Origin of the sequence: Caldalkalibacillus mannanilyticus JCM 10596, from assembly GCF_000615945.1 — a bacterium.
GTDB lineage: Bacteria > Bacillota > Bacilli > Caldalkalibacillales > JCM-10596 > Bacillus_AT > Bacillus_AT mannanilyticus.
In genome coordinates, this window is record NZ_BAMO01000037.1 from 1 (window position 1) to 15,868 (window position 15,868).

Below are 15,868 nucleotides of genomic sequence, written 5' to 3' on the forward strand. Positions count from 1 at the left end.
GTTACGTTAATTTTCACAAGTACGTTAGCTTTATTTATTAAATAAGGGATTGTTCCGGAAGAACGCCAAGAAGTGTTCTTCAGGGGCAATCCCTTTTTATTCTTAAAAAGGTTAAAATAAACAATGGTTTGGGCGATATATACAATATAGACTTAGAATATAGAGATTATTAACCATCTGACTTTGAAGAAAGCAGAATAATGAAATATTAAATTAGATAGCCTATACTTAGGCATATCTAGAGGAAGCGAAGAGGTGACGATATGATCGTACTAGGATCAGAAAGAATGGAAAAGAAGAAGTCATTAGAAGAGAACGTGGAAGCCGTATTTCAGTACTTAAAAGAAAACCACCTTCTTATTGTTGATGAGGATCATATTCCTTTGATGGAAGAGGTTATTATTCAGAAGCTTGCAGCAGAAGAGAGTCCACAATTTATCACTCGTTCTATACAGGAAGTGGAGAGCGAAACGATCCAATCTGTCATCGAATTTATCGATCAAGCTGAAAAGAACATAAAAGAGCTAGCTGATGAGAATAATAAAGCTAAAATATTCCAAGCATTTTCTGACATTGTCGAAACCTTTGTTGAGCTACAATCACTTACAGAATATTTTGATGTGGCGTTTCCATCTGAAGAGAAGATTAAGGAGTTGTCCAAAAAGGGATTAGCTCAAATGGAGAATCAAAATGAGAGTTATTTATTAGATCTCTTAGAGTATGAGTGTCTGCCTATATTAGAGGAACTTCGAGATCAACTTGCTGAAAGGAACGTAAATTAATGAACTATAAGATTGAACAGGGAAGCGCGGATAATGGTGAACAAGTATTTGTCTATAGAGATGAACAGAAGAACATTCCTCTTAACTCCCTTTATTCACCAGAAAAAGAGGCACAAAAATTTGTCAAACAGCATCATGTCAAAAATAAAGTCTTTGTCTTAATAGGGATGGGGAATGGAGCGATCGTCAAGGAGTGGCTAAAGCAGGACGACTTACTCTACCTCTATGTTGTTGAACCGTATACTGAAATTCCTCTTGTAGAAGAGCTAACCCCTCATCTTAGCGATACCACTCGCATGAGCTTTGAATATTTCAAAGAAGGGCTAGAGGGTTCTTCTCTGCAATATCGAGCGGTGATGGAGAAATATAGTGGAGTGGATGTGGAATTTCATTTTCATCCGCATTATGTGAAAACAGACTCAGTTTATTTAAAGGACGTTATCACGAAGCTGAGAAATGGAACGGAATTAATTCAATTAAATGTAAATACTCAGCGGAAGTTTAGAAAGGATTGGGTGTTTGAGCCACTCTTTAATTTGGAATACACAATGGAAATGCTTCAAATCACTCACTTAAAGGGTGCCTTTAAAGGAGAGAGAGCTGTCCTTGCCGCGGCAGGTCCATCCCTGAAGCACAATATTGAATTGGTGAAGCAGCTTCAACAATCATCCTATATTTTTGCCGCGGGTTCAGCGATTAATGGACTACTTAACAATGGCATTACCCCTGACTTTGTCTGTACCTACGATTCAGGTTTAGTAAACTATGAAACTCACTTTAAAGATGTTCAGTACTCTGGACCGTTAATCATCGAAAGTGTGATTAACCATCATATATTGGCTCATCATGACGGACCTGTCGTTTTAATTGGAGCAGAGATTGATTGGATATCAAGATATTACCTTCCTGAGTTACTTCTTTTTAAACCTGTACCTTCTGTAGCCAATATGACGCTACAAGTTCTTCAATACCTTGGATTTAGTGAAATTTATTTAATCGGGCAAGACCTAGCTCTTGTAGATGGCAAGTACTACTCTGATGGGGTTCATAATCATGCGGAAAGCGTGCATGTCGAGGCAACACTAGAAGTAGAAAATAACATGGGTGGAAAAGTGCCGACCAATCACCAATTGTATGCTTTCCTAGAAACGTTCGTGAGTATGATACGTTTGATAGAGCCTTATCAAGTAAAAGTATTTAATTTATCTAAGCATGGAGCCAAAATAGCAGGAGCACCTTATGTCGAACTATCTCCTGAAGATCTAGCTCATAAGCGCAAAGAGATTGAACTCAAGATTCCGCATAAGCATTCTACTGAAACAGGAAGAGATTCCATTCAATCCTTTATGGGCGACTTAGAGGAGTTACATGAGGAACTACAGAAAGCAAGAAAAAAAGTCAGCTACTTCAAAGAGGACGTTGCCTCTGAAGAGGATCTGAAAAAAATGTTAAAGCATTTGAAAAATGTGCGTAAATTACCCTTGTATGAAAATGTGATTCTGCAACAATTTTCCTTTAGAGTCTTACGTTTAAGTAATATATTCCAATATGGTTTCGACAAGGAAGAATATTCGAATCAAGATCGGGTGCGCATGATTCAGGAAATCAAAGCGTTAATTATGGATTCGGCAAATTTTGTGGAGGAATTGTTAAAGGATCAGAGATATGAGGAATTAAAAGAAAAATACTACGTGAATAAATGAGGAGAAACTTATGAATTTAAAAGGAAAAAAGATACTAGTTACTGGGGCAGACGGCTTTATCGGTTCTCATCTGACGGAAGCCTTAGTTCGTCTAGGATATGATGTCAGAGCGTTTGTTTACTATAACTCCTTTAATTCTTGGGGGTGGTTAGATGAGAGTCCTCTGGATATCCGTGAACAATTGGAAATCTTTCAAGGGGATATTCGCGATCCGCACGGAGTGAAGCAGGCGATGAAGGGCTGTGATGTTGTTTTTCATCTGGCAGCCCTTATTGCGATCCCCTATTCGTATCATTCCCCGGATACCTATGTCGATACCAATATTAAAGGAACCCTAAATATTGTACAGGCGGCTAGGGAATGCCAAGTCGAAAAGGTGATTCATACCTCCACGAGTGAGGTTTATGGGACAGCCCAATTTGTCCCTATCACGGAAGCCCATCCTTTGCAGGGGCAATCGCCTTATTCTGCTTCAAAAATAGGCGCAGATCAAATTGCTTATTCTTATTATGCTTCCTTTCAGACGCCTGTTGCTATTGCTCGCCCATTCAATACATACGGACCTAGACAATCAGCGAGGGCAGTAATTCCAACCATTATTACCCAAATTGCTAGCGGTCAGCAGAAGATTAAGCTAGGAGCGATTCATCCTACTCGTGATTTTAATTATGTTCAAGACACGGTATCTGGTTTTCTGGCACTGGCTGAATCTGATCGCTCCAATGGTGAAGTGATTAACATTGGAAGTAACTATGAAATATCCATCGGAGAAACCGTTCAATTGATTGCAGAACTAATGAACAAAGAAATCGAAATCGAAACAGAGGAACAGAGATTAAGACCCGAAAAAAGTGAAGTAGAACGTTTATGGGCTTGTAACAAAAAGGCCAAAGAGCTGCTAAACTGGGAGCCACACTATGCAGGAAAACCAGGATTTTCTAAGGGACTTCAAGAAACTATTGCTTGGTTTACGAAAGAAGAAAATTTGAAGAAGTACAAAACAGGAATATATACGATATGATTCGCCGCAAGATATGTATTGTCACAGGAACTAGAGCCGAATATGGGCTTTTCTATTGGTTGATGAAAGAGATTCAAGACGATCCTGAATTGGAGTTGCAGGTTGTCGTAACAGGGATGCACTTATCTCCTGAATTTGGTTTAACCTATAAGCAAATCGAGCAGGATGGTTTCCCCATCCACGAAAAAATTGACATGCTCTTATCAGCTGATTCTGCCGTTGCTATTGCTAAATCAATGGGCTTAGGAACGATTGGTTTTGCCGATGCTTTCGCTCGATTACAACCAGATCTTATTGTCTTGCTTGGTGATCGCTATGAAATTCTCGCTGCGGCTCAAGCTGCTCTTGTTGCCAGAATGGCCATTGCCCATATTCATGGGGGGGAGACGACAGAAGGAGCGATAGATGAAGCCATCAGACATGCTGTAACCAAAATGTCTCATCTTCATTTTGTGGCTTCTGCTTCCTATGCTAAGAGAGTGATTCAACTAGGGGAGAGTCCTGAACGTGTCTTCAACTATGGGGCTATAGGAATCGATAATATTCGAAAGCTCAAGCTTCTACAGCAGGACGAGCTAGAAGCTTCACTAGGGATCTCCCTTTCCTATCCTTTGTTTCTTGTGACATACCACCCTGAAACCTTACTCGATCAGTATTCTGAAACAGCCATTACAAATTTATTGGAGGCATTAGACTCTTTTCCCGAGGCAACGATTCTTTTCACCAAAGCAAACTCGGACACAGATGGGCGTATTATTAATCAAAAGATTGATGAGTACTGTGCTAGTCATCCCGAGAGAACCAAAGCGTATTCATCGCTTGGTCAGGTGCGATATTTAAGTACGCTACAGCTCTGTCATGTTGTTATTGGTAACTCATCAAGCGGCATTATCGAGGCTCCTTTTTATAAAAAGCCAACAGTGAATATTGGTAACAGGCAAAAAGGAAGGCTGCAAGCAAGCTCGATTATCAATACTGACGATTCGAAGGATCAGATTATAGCAGGAATTAGACGTGCCTTGTCGGCTGAATTTGTGAAGAGTGTTGGGCAGGTAAAATCACCTTATGGAGAAGGAAATGTATCGGAACAAATCAAGGAAACCTTAAAAAAAATGGACCTAACCCAGATCATCACCAAAACCTTCTATGATCTTGAAGGATAACGTTATGGGAATGGCTCAAAGGAAGTGTATGCACATGGGTAGAGAGAAGACGTATATCATAGCAGAAGCAGGTGTGAATCATAATGGTTCCCTTACATTAGCCAAACAGTTGGTCGATGCAGCGAAAGAAGCCGGAGCAGATGCTGTTAAATTTCAGTCCTTTAAAGCCGATAAAATAGTAAGTAAGGAAGTTAGGAAAGCAGCCTATCAAGTGAGTAATACAGGAAATCAAGATTCGCAATATGACATGCTAAAGCAGTTAGAACTAACAGAACAAATGCATCATGAGCTATATGACTATTGTCGGGAGGTAGACATTGACTTTCTATCAACTCCTTTTGATTTGGAAAGCTTACATTTTTTAATGCAACATTATTCTCTCCCGTACATTAAGGTTCCTTCTGGTGAACTCACCAATTCTTTATTACTGCACCATATTACGCAGTATAAAAAACAAGTGATTGTATCAACAGGAATGGCCTCATTGGGAGATGTAGAAGATGCGCTTTCAGTTCTGGCTCATGGTTGGGTCACACAGAGCGTTCCTTCCTCATTAGAAGAGTGTAAGAAGGTCTATTATACAGCTGAAGGCCAACAAGCCATACAAGAATATGTGACGCTCTTACATTGTACAACAGAATATCCTGCCCCTTTTCAAGAAATTAACCTGCGGAACATGGATACCCTGCATAGTGCTTTTCAAGTTCCAGTGGGATATTCTGATCACACAAGTGGGATCTCGATCCCTGTGGCTGCGGTGGCGAGAGGAGCTGTGATGATCGAAAAGCACTTTACGTTGGATAAAACCATGCCTGGTCCCGACCACATGGCTTCACTTGAACCTTCAGAATTGAGAGAAATGGTATCAGCGATTCGAAACGTAGAGCAAGCCCTAGGTGCCTGGAGAAAAGTCCCTACTCTCTCCGAACAAAAAAACCTGTCGGTGGTACGCAAGGTGATAGTGGCAGGGCAAGAAATCAAAAAGGGAGAAACGTTCACTGAACAAAACCTGACAGTAAAACGTTCAAGCGCTGGCATATCAGCCCTTTATTATTATGATCTCATTGGAAGGCAAGCAGAAAGTGACTATCAGATGGATGAGGCGATTCAATGGTAACTTCTGTTGTTCTATTAGGAGCAGGGGGACATGCTCGAGTTGTACATGATGTAGTTACGCTAAATGGGCTTTCTGTCGTAGCCATTGCTGACAAAAAGAACAATAATCTAGAGCTTTCTTGGGCTCAGGTTCCCATTGTCAGCGATCAAGAATTACTGGAACAATTCTCACCTGATTCAATTGTTTTGGTGAATGGAATTGGCTCCATTGGTTCCCTTGAGCTTAGAAAAAAAATATATCTTCAATTTAAAAAACAGCACTATCACTTTACACAGACGATTCATCCTAGAAGTATCGTTAGTCGTGATACTGTACTGGGAGAAGGAGTCCAAGTGATGGCTGGTGCTATTATCCAAGCAGGAAGCAGGGTTCTAGAAAACACCATTATCAATACGAAGGCAAGTATAGATCATGATTGCACCATTGGTCCGCATGTCCACATAGCCCCGGGTGTAACCCTTTCTGGAGGAGTAAGGATTGATGAAGGCTCTCATATAGGGGTAGGAGCGACGATCATTCAAGGGATTCAGATCGGAAAGAACTGTGTCATAGGCGCGGGAGCAGTCGTTATTCATGATGTACCAAACAACACGAAAGTGATAGGAGTTCCGGCTAAGGAGGTATAGTCATGCACAACTGGAAAAAAGCCATTGTAAAAATGTCTGATACAATCCATGATACGATCCAAAAAATTGATGATAGCAGCTTACAAATCGCTTTAGTTATTGATGAACAAGAGCGTTTAGTGGGGACGGTTACAGATGGTGATGTACGTCGAGGCATTCTGAAAGGAATTCCACTTCATCATTCAGTCGTAGACATTATGAATCCAGAGCCTTTTAAACTAGAAGAAGGGCTAGATAACTTAAAAGTTTTGGTCAACATGAAGCGTATGCATCTCCGACATATTCCCATTGTGAATAAGGAGAACCAGATTGTTGATTTAAAGTATTATGAAGATTTACTCGAGTTCCAGACTAAGGATAATTGGGTGGTTTTAATGGCGGGGGGACTTGGTTCTAGACTAAGACCTTTAACTGAGGATACACCTAAACCGTTACTAAAGATTGGGGACAAGCCTATACTAGAAACCATTCTAGAGAGCTTTATTGAACATGGATTTTATAATTTTTATATTTCCGTCAATTATAAGGCAGAAATGATCGAGGATTATTTTAAAGATGGCTCGCAATGGGGGGTTAATATCAGGTATTTACGAGAGAATCAACGTCTTGGTACAGCAGGACCTTTGAGCTTGTTGCCTGAAACGCCAAACAAGCCTATCTTAGTGATGAATGGTGATCTATTAACCAAGGTCAATTTTGCCCAAATGCTACAATTCCATACTGAAAATCAGTCTAAAGCGACCATGTGTGTGCGAGAGTACAATGTACAGATCCCTTATGGAGTAGTGCATGTTGATCAACACAGGCTTAGGGGAATCGAAGAGAAACCCATTCAAAGCTATTTCGTGAGTGCGGGTATCTATCTACTAGATCCATCCGTGATTCAGCGTATTCCTGTGGGAGAATTTTTTGATATGCCGACATTATACGAGGAACTGATTAAAGAAGGGGAAGAAACGTCTGTCTTTCCGATTCGGGAATACTGGTTAGACATTGGGCGTGTAGATGATTTTCATAAAGCAAATGGAGATTACTCAGAAATATTCGGATAGAGGGGATAGGAGAGCAGATGATACAGGGGAAAAGAGTCATTGCACTAATCCCTGCTAGAGGTGGAAGTAAGACAGTTCCATTAAAAAACATTAAACCAATAGCAGGCAAGCCACTTATTGCGTATACTATCTTATTAGCACAGCGGATGGAAGAAGTGGATAGAGTGATCGTATCAACTGATGATGAAAGAATTGCTGCGGTTGCACTTGAATATGGAGCAGAAGTTGTCATGAGGCCTGAGGAGCTTGCCAGAGATCATTCTTTGGCGATCGATTTAATTCGTTATCACATTCAACAGCTAAGACAGGAAAAAGAAGAAGCAACCTATATGCTTTATCTTGAGCCGACCTGCCCCATGAGAACAAAGCAAGATATCCAACAATGTTTGACCTTGCTTGAGGACTCTGAACAAGGATACGACTCTGTAGCCACTTTTTCTCAAGCGGAATTAAATCCCCATCGCTCATGGAAATTAGTGAATGGCAGTCCTGAGCCGTTTATTGAAGGTGCCAATCCGTGGTTACCTAGACAACAGCTTCCAGAGGCAATTCAGCTCAATGGAGCCGTTTATGCTTTCCAGATGGACATGATAAAACCTGATTCGCCCCACCTTCTACCAGGGAAATTAGGGGCTGTTCTTATTCCAAGAGAAAACTCAATAGATATTGATGATGAGCTTGATTTCATTATTGCTCAATCAATTATGGAAAAGAGGATGAAAAATGACTCAGATTTATGATTTGCTTTCTTTAAAAAATAAAATTGCCTTAGTGACGGGTGGAGCGGGGTATTTGGGTTCGGAGATTAGTGAAACCTTAGCGGAGCTAGGAGCCAATGTCATTGTTGCCAGCCGTGATTTAGAGAAATGTAAGCAAAAATGCGCAGAACTAGAGGAGAAATATGGCGATCAAATATGGGCAAAGCCTTTGCAGTTGGATTTAATGGATAAAGAATCGATTGCTCAAGCCTTTCAATATATCGATGCAGAGTTCGGCGGAATCGACATTCTTGTCAACAATGCTTGGTCAGGGAATAAAAATTCATTTGAGTCCATCTCAGATGAAGATTGGGAATACGATATTGAAATGAGCTTGCACTCTGTTTTTCGCTGTGTCAAAAAAGCTCTCCCAGGATTGAAGAAAAAGAAAGGTGTTATTTTAAACATTACCTCAATGTATGGTCATGTAGCACCCGACTATCGAATTTATGATGGGATTAAGTTTACCAATCCACCAAGCTATGGAGCGGCAAAAGCAGGTGTCATCCAATTTACAAAATACTTGGCTAGCTTCTTATCTCCTCATGAAATTAGAGTCAACTGCTTAAGCCAGGTCCGTTTCCTCATCCTGAAACACAGAAAAATACCGAGTTTATGCAGCAACTCGCTGGAAAAAATCCTTTGAATCGAATTGGTCAGCCACATGAAATCAAGGGAGCTGTGGCTCTTCTTTGCTCCGATGCCTCAAGCTACATGACAGGACAAAATATCTGTGTGGACGGTGGATGGTCGGTATGGTAATGAACATAGGGATGATTGGATTAAGTGAAGGGAATGGACATCCCTTCTCTTTTTCAGCTATTATCAACGGTTATTCGCCGGAGGCTTTACGGGAGGCTGGTTGGGATGTAATATGCAACTACCTGGAGGCGCGAGATCCTTCTGAATTTGGCTTTCCTGGTGTTCAGGTCACACATGCTTGGACACAGTCACCTTCCTTGACACAGAGCTTATCAGAGGCTTGCTTTATTCCGCATCAGGTTTCGGAGATCGAAGAGCTGATCGGTAAGGTAGATGCGGTCATTTTGGCAAGAGATGATTATGAACAACATGCGAAAATGGCATTACCTCTCTTAAAAGCAGGTATTCCAGTTTTTATTGATAAACCTCTGTCTCTCGATATCCATGAACTTGCTCTCTTGAAGCCGTATCTTGAGTCAGGGCAGCTGATGTCTTGCTCCGCGATGAGGTATGCTCGTGAGTTGGATGGTTTGAGGAAAGAGATTGACTCATATGGTGAGCTTCTATCTCTTCAAGGAACGGTATTAAATTCTTGGGAGAAATATGGGATTCACTTGCTTGAAGCCTTCCAATCTGTTACCCCACTACAGCCAATCTCTGTTCAGTATAGTGGAACAGAAAGTGTATCTTCTATCTCGATTCGACTAGAAAATGGGACCTTGCTTCAAATCAACTCCATTGAACGTGCCACAAAAATTTTTCAACTAGACTGTGTTGGGACGAAGCAGCACGGTACTTTCCACATCTCAGATAACTTTTCCATGTTTCGTCGAGCCTTATGGCATTTTATTCATTCTGTACAAACCCACAAGCCCGAGATTCCAGCGAATGAAACATTAACACTCATGCGTATACTGATTGCGGGGCAGATCTCCAAAAAAGAAGACAGAAGGGTACAGATAGATGAAATTGACATATAGCCGTTAGTACCAGATGAAGCTAGCGTATTTTTTGAGAAAGGAGAGGATCATATGAACGGGAAACTCTATTTAAAACAATATGATTTAAGTGGAAAAACAGCGGTTGTGACTGGTGGATTGGGTATATTAGGACAACACTTTTGCCGCGGGCTAGCAGAGTGTGGTGCTCATGTCGTGGTTGTCGATCTGGATCAAGAGCGCTCAGGAGCATTTGCCCAAGAATTAGCTAAGGAGTACGGTATTCAGACGCTGGGCATCTCTTGTGATATTACTGATCCATCTTCTGTGCAGAAGATGGTTGATCAGGTCGTGAAACAATTTCACGAGATTCATATTCTATTGAACAATGCTGCCGGAAAATCCAACGATTTAGATGCTTTCTTTGCGCCATTCGAAGACTATACTCTGGATCAATGGAAACAGATTATGTCTGTCAATGTTGATGGGATGTTTTTAGTTGCTCAAGCGATAGGGAAACAGATGGTGCAACAGGGCAAGGGCGGTTCGATTATTCAAACCTCATCTATTTATGGCATTATGGGTCCAGATCAGCGAATTTATGAGGGCTCTTATTACTTAGAGCGAGAAATTAATAGTCCCGCCGTCTACTCAGCCTCCAAAGCGGCTGTTGTAGGATTAACCAACTACTTAGCAACGTACTGGGCGGAACAGAACATAAGAGTGAATACCATTACCCCAGGTGGAGTAGAAAGTGGACAGAACGAACAATTTAAAAAGAAATACTCAGCCCGAATTCCTCTAGGAAGGATGGCACAGCCTGACGAATTAGTCGGTGCTATTTTATTCCTTGCCTCGGATGCTTCAAGCTATATTACAGGACATAATCTTATTGTTGATGGCGGTTTACATGCTTGGTAATCATAAACGAAGAACAAAAAGGGCATTGAAGAACAATGAAGAACAATGAAGGACAAAAGACTAGATGGGGAGCATATTCATGTTTCACTGATCAGTCTTTTTTTATTTCCTGCTACTTAAACTTATTTCTTTCATAACCGATATAGTAAGTAAGAACAGATATGGAGGTACGGAATTATGGAGGTCAGGCCGATAATCAAGAAATCACCAATAACCCCTTCAAAAGAAATCAGACCAGCTGTTGAGCCAATACAAGAGAAAAAAGAGATGGTTGTTGCATCCAAGGGTCAGGTAGATGAGCAAGAATTAAAAGATGCCATTCAAGGTGCTAATCAATTTTTTGAAATGACACAGACTCATTTGCATTTCCAATTACATGAGGCAACAAACAAATATTATGTTCAAGTCAAAAATACAGAAACAGATGAAATTATTAAGGAAGTTCCAAGTAAAAAATTTCTAGATATGATCCATAAATTTCAGGAATTAGCTGGATTACTTGTAGATGAAAAAATATAGAGAGAAAGAAAGGAGCTTATTATGAGAATTGGTGGATTAGCATCAGGGATGGATATAAATCAGTTAGTCCAGGACTTGATGCGGGCAGAAAGAATGCCTTTAGATAAGTTATTTCAGAAAAAACAATGGGTCGATTGGCAGCGTGATGCCTATCGAGATGTGAATCTATCTCTTTCTAAATTTAGAGATAGCATGTCTAACTTGAGACTACAGTCAACATTTATTGCCTATGGGGTGAATTCCTCACATCAAGCGAACGCAACAGCAACGGCTACGGCAAATGCATCTCCAGGTACACATCAAGTGGTGGTACATAGCTTAGCGGAAGTGGCTAAGCTAAGATCAGAGAATGAGATCACCAATACGGGAGGAAGCCCTGCTAAAGCGGCAGATAGGGTCTTAGCAGCAGGAGGAACTGAAACCTTTACGCTGACGAATGGAGCAGGAAAGACGGCAACAATCACCGTTACGGATGAAGATACGTATTCTTCTCTAGCGAAAAAAATAAACGATGCGGTTGATAGTGATGGGAAATCACTAGGGATCAGAGCTTCTTTTGACAACACCACTTCCCGTTTCTTTTTCTCAACGAAAGATATGGGTTCTGATCAAGGAATTCAATTTGAAAACACAACGTTTGTTCAAAATCAAATTCTAGGAGGAGGTAGCACCTTCTCAGCTTCAGGAGCAGATGGTCGAATCACCTTTGATGGAATTGAAATAGACAATTTAAAAACCAATTCAACCACAGTGAATGGAATGAATATCTCCTTGGTTCGTGCAGATCCTGCAACGACCATTACTTTATCTGTCAGAAGTAATACAGATGCAGTGTTTAATTCGATCAAAGATTTTGTGACGAACTACAACAATTTAATTGATGAATTACAAGGGAAACTGAATGAACCTAGATTTCGCGATTTCCCTCCGCTTACTGATGAACAACGAAGAGCGATGTCAGATCGAGAAGTTGAACTTTGGGATGAACGAGCTAAGAGTGGATTATTAAGAAATGATCCCATTCTTCGTGAGGTAATGAGCAGCATGCGCCGTTCATTCTCAGACCCTGTCAGTGGTATTCCGGGTGGGCAAATGAAACATCTATCTGAGCTTGGAATTACGACGGGAAATTACTTGTCAGGTGGAAAGCTCGTTATTGATGAAAATAAATTAAGAAAAGCATTGACTGAGAAACCTGATGAAGTGATGGCGCTGTTTACTAAAGCAAGTGATTCTGCTGCAGAAAAGGGAATATCACGTCGAATCTATGATGATGCGAATAAAATGGTTGATCAGTTAAGAAAACGTGCGGGACTTCCAGGAACAACAAGTGCAGATCAAAGTACGTTGGGGAAAAGCATAAGACAGCTTAATAATCAAATTTTTAAATTTGAAGATCGCCTCGCTCGGGTAGAAAATCGCTACTGGCGACAATTTGGAGCGATGGAAAAAGCATTGAATAATGCTAATCAACAAAGTATGTGGATGATGCAAAACATGTTTGGAGGTAATTAATTATGATGATCGCACAAGAACGAGTGATTTCTAAGTTATGTGAGCAATCAAGACAGTTAATGCAGCATCTAGAGCAAGTAAATGAAAACATGGATCAAAATGAGCCTGAGTACGTGGAACAAATCGATCGACTATTGATTGAAAGAGAAGGAACTCTTCAGGAGATGAAGACTCTGTATAAAGAGGGCGGAGTTACATGGTCTGCCGATGAAAAAGCAATGATTGAACAATTGAAAATATGGGAGCATGTTATTACAGATAAAATTGCTCAGCTTTATCAAGCCTTTGCATTACAACTTAGTAAATTACAACAGGGCAAGCATATGGCAAATCGATATGCTGGCTATGGTGACGTGTACACAGATGGCGCATATATTGACAAAAGAAAATAGAGATCAGGCATGGAGCCTATAAGAGTTACCAGAATTCAGGATTCGGGTGAAGGAGGAAATAACATTGTCAGTCAATAATCCATACCAAGCTTATCAACAGAATGCAATGAATACAGCATCACCTGGGGAATTGACTCTCATGTTGTATAATGGGTGTCTTAAGTTCATCAAACAAGCCAAGCTAGATATCGAGAAGAAGAATATAGAGGCGAAGAATACCAACATCATTAAGGCGCAAAACATTATCCGTGAACTTATGGTAACCCTTAATATGGATGTGGAGATCTCTGAACAGCTGATGCAGATGTATGACTATTTACTGAACCGTCTTATTGAAGCTAACTTAAGAAATAATATCGATATCTTAAAAGAGGTTGAAGGATTTGTCACAGAATTTCGTGATACATGGAAAGAGGCACTTCAGATCAACCGCCGAATGCAGCATGGACAGGGACAATAAGAACGATTTGATTTTTAATGGGATGATCTTAATGATGATCTTAATATAGAAAGATTTCTGTGCAAAATATAGTAGAAATCTAGAAAACGAACTGTACTCCAATTGTATTTTCTTATCTCACAATTGGAGTGCAGTTTTTTGCTTTGGAAATCAATAGTATGTTTTCTTTCATTACTTTTGAGGAATGATGTAGATAACAGAAAAAAACTGAAAAATATAAGCAGTACATTTGTGACTAGATCATGTCTAAATGATCAAAAACGACTAAAATTTATAGCTATTTAGCAGGAATTTATCTCTAAATAGGGAATATGTTATATATACGAAAGGAGGAGCTATAGATGAAATTTAACATTCGTGGAGAGAACCTAGAAATAACTCCAGCCCTAAGAGATTATGTAGAAAAAAAGGTGGGTCGACTTGACCGATACTTTTCTTCAGAAATTACCTCCGATGTGTATGTAACTTTAAAAGTCATCCGTGATCAACACGGCGTTGAGGTTACCATCCCAATGACGGGCTTATTGCTACGTGCAGAAGAAAAAAATGCAGATATGTATGCTTCTATCGACCTTGTGGTGGAGAAGCTTGAGCGTCAAATTCGCAAACATAAGACGAAAGTCAATCGTAAAATGAGAAATGATAATGTAACCAAAGGGATGTATTTTGAGCCTCTTGAGGATGATGCAGCTCATGAAGAGGATGCTCTTGAAATCGTTCGTACGAAGCGCTTTAACTTAAAGCCAATGGATCCAGAAGAAGCAGTTCTTCAAATGGATCTCTTAGGACATAACTTCTTTGTCTTTAGTGATGCTGAGGACGATCGAGTGAGTGTTGTATACAGACGTAGGGATGGAAAGTACGGGCTTATCCAGCCTGAATAAAGAAGGACAGGCAGAGCCAATAACGTTAAAATAGCAACTTCATAGAAAAAATAAAGGGGAGCCCCAGTGGCTCCCTTTACTAATTTATATTTCTAGACAATAGTAGGTGATTTTTCAAGCACTCTTTGAATTTTAAAATAGCGATGAACCTTCAGGTTCATAAATTGTCCGGTACTTAAGCGAACGGTTGGACGATTGGGTTCATCGTTATCGATACTTACAATCTCCCCTATTAATTCTCCCGTTAAAACTACTTTTTGTCCAATAAATGAAGGGGTTAGAAACGATACGAAAGGAGTAACGATTTCCAAATCTATCTCTCCGTTGTAAGCGGATTCAACAAGTCCTGATAATGCCATATAAGGTGATGGATGTGTAGAAGAATGTTGATCATGACTCATATGCTCAAATAAATTGGCTGCGGCAATAATTTGAGCTGCTAAGGGAATCTCTTCTTTCATCTTGCCATTTGGATAACCCTTCCCATTAGGTGATTCATGATGGAATTGAACAGCATCCAGCATCTCCTGAGTTGCATTTTTTGAATTTAATAACAGATGATAGCCATGAGTGGGATGCTTTTTGTATTCGCTAGGGTCCTCTAATAATACTTTGCCGATATCATGAATAAGTCCAGCCATCCCAATTCTTCTGCACTGGTCTTCAGGTAGCTTTAACAATTTAGCCATGACGGTAGAAATAATCCCTACTTGAAGAGAATGGTGATAAAGTCTCTGCTGTTCAGATGGAGAAAGAGATAAAGATAGAAAAAGGTTTCTTTGTTGTAAGCTAATATCAACAAGAGGGTGAAAGATGGAACTGAATTCCTCCGTATCTATCCTGCATTCCTTTTGTGTTTTATTGAATAATCCTTCCATATCTTCTACAGCTTTAGCAAAGTGATTGTGTGCATCAAGAATCCGTAGCTGATATGTAGAAGAAGGGGGTAAATCTGGAGATGAAGGCTGAGAATCCTCGTTAGGAGAATCAGGTGAAGGGTTCTCTTCATTTTCTGCTTGAGGAGCCGTAGCTTCTACTTCAAAAATATGATTTTTAAGTAAAAATTGAATATCACTTTTGACTAAAAGATGCCCTTTGGGTAAGAGTAACATTCCACGATCATTGAATACATCACAGTCTAATATATATCCTTGTATTTCCTCTGATAATTGAACAAACATTGAGGTTGATCCCCCTTTTTTGTATTTGTGAACGATTACGTATGAGGAGCCTTTACTTTAAGTATCGGTAAAAATTGTACAATAGTTAAATAACCTTTATAGTTTCTTGTTTCTTCCCTCATAAACTGATAAAA

The 15,868-nt window shown here is 40.1% G+C and carries 18 protein-coding genes; 17 read left to right on the plus strand and 1 reads right to left on the minus strand.

From position 1 onward, the window contains the following. Positions 1 to 263 precede the first annotated feature (263 nt). The 17 genes from JCM10596_RS18050 (at position 264) to hpf (ending at position 14,553) form a co-directional block, all read left to right on the plus strand. On the plus strand, positions 264 to 782 hold the full coding sequence (locus JCM10596_RS18050; RefSeq protein ID WP_025028332.1) for a DUF8042 domain-containing protein: 519 nt from the start codon (positions 264 to 266) through the stop codon (positions 780 to 782). Continuing rightward, positions 782 to 2,485 carry a motility associated factor glycosyltransferase family protein gene (locus JCM10596_RS18055; protein WP_025028333.1) on the plus strand — a complete coding sequence of 568 codons (1,704 nt, stop codon included), beginning with the start codon at positions 782 to 784 and terminating at the stop codon, positions 2,483 to 2,485. Before JCM10596_RS18050 ends, JCM10596_RS18055 begins: the two co-directional genes overlap by 1 nt. 10 nt (positions 2,486 to 2,495) lie before the next feature. Continuing rightward, positions 2,496 to 3,506 carry an NAD-dependent 4,6-dehydratase LegB gene (locus JCM10596_RS18060; RefSeq protein WP_025028334.1) on the plus strand — a complete coding sequence of 337 codons (1,011 nt, stop codon included), beginning with the start codon at positions 2,496 to 2,498 and terminating at the stop codon, positions 3,504 to 3,506. After that, positions 3,503 to 4,669, plus strand: a complete 1,167-nt coding sequence (gene neuC, locus JCM10596_RS18065; protein ID WP_025028335.1) for a UDP-N-acetylglucosamine 2-epimerase — start codon at positions 3,503 to 3,505, stop codon at positions 4,667 to 4,669. Before JCM10596_RS18060 ends, neuC begins: the two co-directional genes overlap by 4 nt. A 34-nt stretch (positions 4,670 to 4,703) precedes the next feature. Next, positions 4,704 to 5,786, plus strand: coding sequence for an N-acetylneuraminate synthase (neuB, locus tag JCM10596_RS18070; RefSeq protein WP_148302639.1), 1,083 nt, complete (start codon positions 4,704 to 4,706; stop codon positions 5,784 to 5,786). After that, positions 5,780 to 6,412 (plus strand): acetyltransferase, encoded by a 633-nt coding sequence (locus tag JCM10596_RS18075; RefSeq protein WP_025028337.1) that lies wholly within the window; start codon positions 5,780 to 5,782, stop codon positions 6,410 to 6,412. Before neuB ends, JCM10596_RS18075 begins: the two co-directional genes overlap by 7 nt. Positions 6,413 to 6,414: 2 nt before the next feature. Continuing rightward, positions 6,415 to 7,464, plus strand: coding sequence for a nucleotidyltransferase family protein (locus JCM10596_RS18080; protein ID WP_025028338.1), 1,050 nt, complete (start codon positions 6,415 to 6,417; stop codon positions 7,462 to 7,464). Positions 7,465 to 7,481: 17 nt separating this feature from the next. Further along, positions 7,482 to 8,204, plus strand: coding sequence for an acylneuraminate cytidylyltransferase family protein (locus JCM10596_RS18085; RefSeq protein ID WP_025028339.1), 723 nt, complete (start codon positions 7,482 to 7,484; stop codon positions 8,202 to 8,204). Beyond that, a complete protein-coding gene (locus tag JCM10596_RS26315; protein ID WP_267879713.1) occupies positions 8,188 to 8,868 on the plus strand; it encodes an SDR family NAD(P)-dependent oxidoreductase in 681 nt (226 codons plus the stop codon). The genes JCM10596_RS18085 and JCM10596_RS26315 overlap by 17 nt, the downstream gene beginning before the upstream one ends. Continuing rightward, positions 8,865 to 8,984 carry an SDR family oxidoreductase gene (locus tag JCM10596_RS30900; RefSeq protein WP_267879714.1) on the plus strand — a complete coding sequence of 40 codons (120 nt, stop codon included), beginning with the start codon at positions 8,865 to 8,867 and terminating at the stop codon, positions 8,982 to 8,984. Before JCM10596_RS26315 ends, JCM10596_RS30900 begins: the two co-directional genes overlap by 4 nt. Beyond that, positions 8,978 to 9,904 carry a Gfo/Idh/MocA family protein gene (locus JCM10596_RS18095; protein ID WP_025028340.1) on the plus strand — a complete coding sequence of 309 codons (927 nt, stop codon included), beginning with the start codon at positions 8,978 to 8,980 and terminating at the stop codon, positions 9,902 to 9,904. Before JCM10596_RS30900 ends, JCM10596_RS18095 begins: the two co-directional genes overlap by 7 nt. A gap of 51 nt (positions 9,905 to 9,955) precedes the next feature. Continuing rightward, on the plus strand, positions 9,956 to 10,783 hold the full coding sequence (locus tag JCM10596_RS18100) for an SDR family oxidoreductase (protein ID WP_025028341.1): 828 nt from the start codon (positions 9,956 to 9,958) through the stop codon (positions 10,781 to 10,783). 177 nt (positions 10,784 to 10,960) lie between these two features. After that, a complete protein-coding gene (locus JCM10596_RS18105) occupies positions 10,961 to 11,302 on the plus strand; it encodes a flagellar protein FlaG (protein WP_025028342.1) in 342 nt (113 codons plus the stop codon). Positions 11,303 to 11,323: 21 nt separating this feature from the next. Continuing rightward, positions 11,324 to 12,817: a flagellar hook-associated protein 2 gene (locus JCM10596_RS18110; protein ID WP_025028343.1), complete on the plus strand. Its 1,494-nt coding sequence runs from the start codon at positions 11,324 to 11,326 to the stop codon at positions 12,815 to 12,817. Positions 12,818 to 12,819: 2 nt separating this feature from the next. Further along, positions 12,820 to 13,209, plus strand: a complete 390-nt coding sequence (locus tag JCM10596_RS18115) for a hypothetical protein (RefSeq protein WP_025028344.1) — start codon at positions 12,820 to 12,822, stop codon at positions 13,207 to 13,209. Between the two features lie 64 nt (positions 13,210 to 13,273). Then, positions 13,274 to 13,669, plus strand: a complete 396-nt coding sequence (gene fliS, locus JCM10596_RS18120) for a flagellar export chaperone FliS (protein WP_025028345.1) — start codon at positions 13,274 to 13,276, stop codon at positions 13,667 to 13,669. A gap of 341 nt (positions 13,670 to 14,010) precedes the next feature. Then, the gene (gene hpf / locus JCM10596_RS18125) at positions 14,011 to 14,553 is read left to right on the plus strand and encodes a ribosome hibernation-promoting factor, HPF/YfiA family (RefSeq protein WP_025028346.1); all 543 of its coding nucleotides are present in this window, start codon (positions 14,011 to 14,013) and stop codon (positions 14,551 to 14,553) included. A gap of 92 nt (positions 14,554 to 14,645) precedes the next feature. On the opposite strand, the gene JCM10596_RS18130 is transcribed toward hpf, so the two are convergent. Next, entirely contained in the window at positions 14,646 to 15,734 is a 1,089-nt protein-coding gene (locus tag JCM10596_RS18130) for an HD domain-containing phosphohydrolase (protein ID WP_025028347.1), read from the minus strand. Positions 15,735 to 15,868: the final 134 nt, after the last annotated feature.